The 5,399-nt window shown below is 73.1% G+C and carries 7 protein-coding genes; 5 read left to right on the plus strand and 2 right to left on the minus strand.

Annotated elements, in window-relative coordinates:
• A partial coding sequence (locus ACWEVO_RS29055; RefSeq protein ID WP_452310666.1) for a sensor histidine kinase occupies positions 1-1,247 on the minus strand: 1,247 nt, incomplete at its 3' end.
• Positions 1,244-1,912 carry a response regulator transcription factor gene (locus ACWEVO_RS29060; protein ID WP_452310667.1) on the minus strand — a complete coding sequence of 223 codons (669 nt, stop codon included), beginning with the start codon at positions 1,910-1,912 and terminating at the stop codon, positions 1,244-1,246. The genes ACWEVO_RS29055 and ACWEVO_RS29060, both read right to left, overlap by 4 nt.
• A 152-nt stretch (positions 1,913-2,064) precedes the next feature.
• On the opposite strand from ACWEVO_RS29060, the gene ACWEVO_RS29065 reads away from it, so the two are divergent.
• The 5 genes from ACWEVO_RS29065 (at position 2,065) to ACWEVO_RS29085 (ending at position 5,367) form a co-directional block, all read left to right on the plus strand.
• The gene (locus tag ACWEVO_RS29065) at positions 2,065-2,469 is read left to right on the plus strand and encodes an STAS domain-containing protein (RefSeq protein WP_452310668.1); all 405 of its coding nucleotides are present in this window, start codon (positions 2,065-2,067) and stop codon (positions 2,467-2,469) included.
• A gap of 9 nt (positions 2,470-2,478) precedes the next feature.
• Positions 2,479-2,823 carry a hypothetical protein gene (locus tag ACWEVO_RS29070; RefSeq protein WP_452310669.1) on the plus strand — a complete coding sequence of 115 codons (345 nt, stop codon included), beginning with the start codon at positions 2,479-2,481 and terminating at the stop codon, positions 2,821-2,823.
• Positions 2,820-3,368, plus strand: a complete 549-nt coding sequence (locus ACWEVO_RS29075) for an STAS domain-containing protein (RefSeq protein WP_452310670.1) — start codon at positions 2,820-2,822, stop codon at positions 3,366-3,368. The genes ACWEVO_RS29070 and ACWEVO_RS29075 overlap by 4 nt, the downstream gene beginning before the upstream one ends.
• 64 nt (positions 3,369-3,432) lie before the next feature.
• Positions 3,433-3,720: a BON domain-containing protein gene (locus ACWEVO_RS29080; protein WP_452310671.1), complete on the plus strand. Its 288-nt coding sequence runs from the start codon at positions 3,433-3,435 to the stop codon at positions 3,718-3,720.
• A 177-nt stretch (positions 3,721-3,897) separates the two neighbouring features.
• On the plus strand, positions 3,898-5,367 hold the full coding sequence (locus ACWEVO_RS29085) for a cellulase family glycosylhydrolase (protein WP_452310672.1): 1,470 nt from the start codon (positions 3,898-3,900) through the stop codon (positions 5,365-5,367).
• The last annotated feature ends 32 nt before the right edge of the window (positions 5,368-5,399 follow it).

Below are 5,399 nucleotides of genomic sequence, written 5' to 3' on the forward strand. Positions count from 1 at the left end.
AGCCCGAGCCCGGTGCCGTCGGTGCCGGCGCGCGCGTGCGCGGCGCGACCGCGGACGAACCGGTCGAAGATCACCTCACGGTCGCCCTCGGGCACGCCCGGACCGTCGTCGTCGACGTCGATCACCCCGAGCGCGCCATCGGCCATCGAGAGCCGCACGGCGACCGGGCCTCCGCCGTAGCGGACCGCGTTGTCGAGCAGGTTGAGCAGGATCTGCTCGACCCGCCGCCGGTCGACCCGCCACTCGGTCGGCGTGCCGGCGGGCACCTGGACGAGGTGCTCCGGCAGCGCGCGGGCGGCACACGCCTCCCGGGCCAGCACCCCGACGTCCACGGTCTCCCGCTGGGCCGGCTGCTCGGTGCGGGCCAGCTGGATCAGGTCGTCGACCAGTCGCTGGAACCGGGCCACCTCGTCGGCGACCAGGCCGGCCGCCGTCGCGGTCCGGTCGTCCTGGTGCTCCCGGCGGCGGGTCAGCACGCTGGCGGCGGCGGCGAGGGTCTGCAACGGCGAGCGCAGTTCGTGGCTGACATCGGCGGCGAACCGGCGGTCCCGCTCGATCCGGCGCACCAACTGGTCGACCATGTGGTTGAACGAGGTGGACAGCCGGGTGAGGTCGGGGTCCGTGGTGGGGTCCAGCCGGGTGGCGAAGTCGCCGGCGGCGATCCGCTCGGCCGCGTCGGCGACCGCGGTGAGCGGACGCACGCTGTGCCGGGTGGCGTACCAGCCGAGCGCGGCGCCGGCCCCGGCGACCATGATGGCGACGGCGGTCAGCGCCAGGCCCACCACCTGGAAGGTCTCCTCGACCTCCCGCAGCGAGGTCAGCTCGTAGTAGCCCACCCCGTCGGCGAGCGGGACACCGACCAGCAGGGTGGGCTGCCCGTCGATCCGGACCCGCTGCACGCCGGGCCGGCCGGAGCGGACCAGCTGTTGCAGCTCGACCGGGATCACGCCGCCGCGCGTCTCGGCGGTGCGGGCGTACCAGCCGTCGGGCAGGTGCAGCAGGGGTCGGCGGCTGCTGCCGGTGTCCAGGGAGCGGAGCACGGCGCCCACGTCCGGCGAATCGGTGTCCAGCCCCGACCGGACCACGGCGGCGTCGTAGTAGGCGGCCCGGACGGCGGTGCGCTCCCGCTCGTCGAGCAGGGAACGGCGGGTCAGGTCGTAGGAGAACAGCGCCATCGAGGCCGCGAGCAGCAGCGCGCCGACGGCGAAGGCCGCGGTCACCCGCGCGCGCAGTCCGAGCCGGGTCATCGTTGCAGCTTGTAGCCGAGGCCGCGCAGCGTGACCAGGTGGCGGGGGTTGGCCGGGTCGGGCTCGATCTTCTGCCGGAGGCGGCCGACGTGCACGTCGACCAGGCGTTCGTCCCCGGTGTCGTACCCCCAGACCCGCCGCAGCAGCTGCTGGCGGGACAGCACCCGGCCGGCGTGCTCCGCCAGCTCGCACAGCAGCCGGAACTCGGTCCGGGTGACGGCGACGGGCCGGCCGGCGCGGCGCACCTCGCCGGCCTCCGGGCTGATCTCCAGGTCGCCGAAGACCTGGGCCGGGACGGTGAGCGAGCGGCCCCGGCGGCGCAGCGCCCGCAGCCGGGCGGAGAGCTCCTTGACGGCGACCGGCTTGACCAGGTAGTCGTCCGCACCGGCCTCGAGGGCCGCGACGATGTCGTGGGTGTCGTCGCGGGCGCTGACCACGACGATCGGGACGTCGTCGTCGCGGCGCAGCTGCCGGATGCACTCGAAGCCGTCGATGCCGGGGAGCATCAGGTCGATCAGCACGTTGTCCGCCGGCGTCTCCCGCTGCCGGCGCAGCCCCTCCTCGGCGGTCCCGGCCCCGTACGCCGTGTAGCCCTCCTCCTCGAGGGCGAGCAGCAGCGCGAGCCGGATCCGGTCGTCGTCCTCGATCACCAGTACGGCCGTCATGGTCGCATCATCCCTGGCCGAGGCCCGGTCACCCAACCGTGTCAGCCGGTCCGGGTTTTTGTCACACAACTGTCACAGAACTGCGGGGGGACCTCCACGATCCGTGCCGAGAGTGGTGGACGGAGCCGACCCGACGTGAGGAAGCCGACCCGATGACCACTCCCCCGCAGTCCCCGCCGGAGTGTGCCGTGCCGCTGGTGGAGGTGGAGATCACCGAGGAGCTGGACCTCGCCCGCCTGTCGGAGGTCGCCGTCGTGCTCGATCGGGTCCTGGCCCTGCGTCCCCGGGAGGTGATCATCGACTTGGCCGAGTGCCGACAGGTCGACGCGGCGGCCATCGCGTTGCTGCTGGACGTGCACCGCCGGCTGGCGCGTCGTCGCGCCACTCTCACCCTGCGCAACCCGAACCCGCGTATCCACCGGATCCTCGAGACCGCCCGGCTGGGCGAGACCGTGCCGATCGTCCACGCTCCGCGACCACCCCGCCGACCGGTCGCGAGCGAGTCCACGCCCGACGCGCCGGCGCGCGGCCGGGCCCGGGTCGCCACTCCGCGCTGAGGAGGAGCCGTGAACGGGAGCACCCTCGTCGGCGCACTCGTCGTCGGACTCGTCGTGGGCTCGCTCGGGCGCCTCGCCGTAGCGGGCCGCACGGCCGCCCCGGTCTGGCTGACCCTCGCGCTCGGGGTGGCCGCCGCCCTGCTCGGCGCCATCGTCGTCGGCCTCGTCGGCGTCGACCGGACGCGGCCGGCCGTGCTGCCGCTGGTCGTGCAGTCCGGATTCGCCGCGGTGGCGGTCGTGCTGGCCGTGCTGGCGGCCGGCCGGCCGGGCCCGGACGAGCCGGCCGGCCGATCGGCCCGGACGCCCCCGAGCCGCTCCCCCGGGCCCGGACCGGGCCGGAAGGAGTGGCCGTGACGGTGGTGCCGGCGGACCGGTTGATGACGCTGATCTGCGACGGATGCGGTGCCACGGTCACCGGCGCGGGGTGCACGCTCCCCGACGCCGAGGTGGTCTGGACGCTGGTGTTCGAGAACGACTGGGTGGGCTCGCCCTTCGCCTCCGGTCCGCACCACTGTCCCCGGTGCAGCGTCCCCGCCGAGACCGACGACGGCGGCCTCGGCGTGGACTACCTGGAGGAGGTCGGCGCCGAACCGCCCGCCCGGGAGGTCGACCCCGTCGACCCGGTACGCCGGGCCCTCGCCGAGACGGTCGTCCTCGGCGACCGGGAACTGGTGGACCTGACCGAGGTCGAGGTGATCGACCCGCCGGGGCTCGGGCTGCTGGTCCGCGCGCACCGCGACGCCCGGCAGCACGGCCGGCGACTGTGCCTGGTCGCCCCGTCCCGGTTCGTGCTGACCGTGCTGCACACCATGCGACTGGACGGGGTGTTCCCGGTCTTCGACAGCCGTACCCGGGCGTTGAGCGGGTCGGCCGAGCCGGTCGCCGTCGATCCGCACTGACCCCCGACGTCCGGTCGCGGACCGGGCGGACCCGCCCCACCCGATGCCGAAGGAGTTCCCGACGATGATGCCCTGGCCGTACCCCGAGTTCCCGTTCACCGGCGACGAGCCGGAACCCGACGACGAGGACGTACGCCTCGCCGCGCTGGTCGCCCAACGGCTGAGCATCGACTGGACCACCCGTCGGCAGCGCATCGCGGTCAGCGTGCAGAACCGGGTGGTGATCCTCAGCGGGACGGTCGCCGGCCCAGAGGCCCGGCAGGCGGCCGGCGATCTCGCCTGGGACGTTCCGGGCGTCTTCGACGTCTGCAACGCGCTCGGCCTGTACCGGGGGCGCCGGGAGAGTCGTTGAGCCGCGGCTCGGCCGCCCGCGCCCACGGCGCGAACGGTCGAGCCGGTTGCATCGACGGACCACCGCCCTCTACCCTCTGCGTGGGAGCGCTCCCGAGGCTGCCACGTCGAACTTTCCGGGCGAGTTCACGACGGGCACCGTCCATTCATGACCACCCTCCAGATGGGACGATCCCGCATGATCTCGATTCCCCGCCCGTCCCGGCGCGGGCTGCTCGTCGGCGGCGCCGTCGGCGCGCTGGCAATGGCCGCGACCGCCGTGCTGCCGATGACGAACGCCATGGCGGCCACCGGCTGCGCCGTCACGTACACCACCAGTTCCTGGCAGGGCGGGTTCACCGCCACCGTGACCATCAAGAACCTCGGCGACCCGGTGAACGGCTGGACCCTCGGCTTCACCTTCCCCGACTCCGGGCAGCGGGTCGTCCAGGGCTGGTCGGCGACGTACCAGCAGAGCGGCAGCGCGGTCACCGCGCGCAGTGTGGACTACAACGGCGCGCTGGTCACCGGCGCCAGCACCACCATCGGGTTCAACGGCTCGTGGACCACCGCCAACCCGTCCCCGAGCTCGTTCACCCTCAACGGCGCCACCTGCACCGGCGGGATCACCCCCACCACCCCGCCGAGCACCACTCCGCCGCCTACCACGCCGCCACCCACCACACCCCCACCCACCACGCCGCCGCCGACGACCCCGCCGCCCACCGGGACCACGCCGGTGGCCATCAACGGCCAGCTGCGGGTCTGCGGGGTCAACCTCTGCAACCAGTACGGCCGGCCGGTCCAGCTGCGCGGCATGAGCACCCACGGACTCCAGTGGTTCGCCCAGTGCTACAACGACGCGTCGCTGGATGCCCTGGCCAACGACTGGCAGGCCGACCTGCTGCGCATCTCGATGTACGTGCAGGAGCAGGGCTACGAGACCAACCCGACCGGCTTCACCAACCAGGTGAACGCGCTGGTGGACAAGGCGGAGGCGCGCGGCATGTACGCGCTGATCGACTTCCACACGCTCACCCCGGGTGACCCGATGTACAACCTGGACCGGGCCAAGACCTTCTTCGCCGCGGTGTCGGCGCGCAACGCCGCCAAGAAGAACGTGATCTACGAGATCACCAACGAGCCCAACGGCGTGAGCTGGTCGACCATCAAGAACTACGCCGAGCAGGTCATCCCGGTGATCCGGGCGAACGACCCGGACGGGGTCGTCATCGTCGGCACCCGGGGCTGGTCCTCGCTCGGGGTCTCCGAGGGCGGCAACTCCGACGAGATCGTCAACAACCCGGTACGGGCCGACAACATCATGTACACGTTCCACTTCTACGCCGCGTCGCACAAGGACAGCTACCGCAACGAGGTGCAGCGGGCGGCGTCCCGGATCCCGCTGTTCGTCACCGAGTTCGGCACCGTCACCTACACCGGCGACGGCGCGGTCGACACGGCCAGCAGCACGGCCTGGCTCGACCTGCTGGACCGGCTGAAGATCAGCTACGCGAACTGGACGTACTCCGACGCGAGCGAGGGCAGCGCCGCGTTCCGCCCGGGCACCTGCGCCGGTGGCACGTACGCCGGCACCTCGGTGCTCACCGAGTCGGGCAACTTCATGCGCAACCGCATCCGTACCCCGGACAACTTCCCCACGTCCTGATCCGGAACCGGCGGCGGCCCCTCCCCGGTCGG

The sequence above is a fragment of the Micromonospora sp. NPDC003776 genome (assembly GCF_053605645.1).

Bases quoted from the DNA above. Each gene is read 5' to 3' on its own strand.
- ACWEVO_RS29060 (WP_452310667.1), bottom strand. From the start codon at position 1,912: ATGACGGCCGTACTGGTGATCGAGGACGACGACCGGATCCGGCTCGCG.
- ACWEVO_RS29065 (WP_452310668.1), top strand. From the start codon at position 2,065: ATGACCACTCCCCCGCAGTCCCCGCCGGAGTGTGCCGTGCCGCTGGTG.
- ACWEVO_RS29080 (WP_452310671.1), top strand. From the start codon at position 3,433: ATGATGCCCTGGCCGTACCCCGAGTTCCCGTTCACCGGCGACGAGCCG.
- ACWEVO_RS29085 (WP_452310672.1), top strand. From the start codon at position 3,898: ATGATCTCGATTCCCCGCCCGTCCCGGCGCGGGCTGCTCGTCGGCGGC.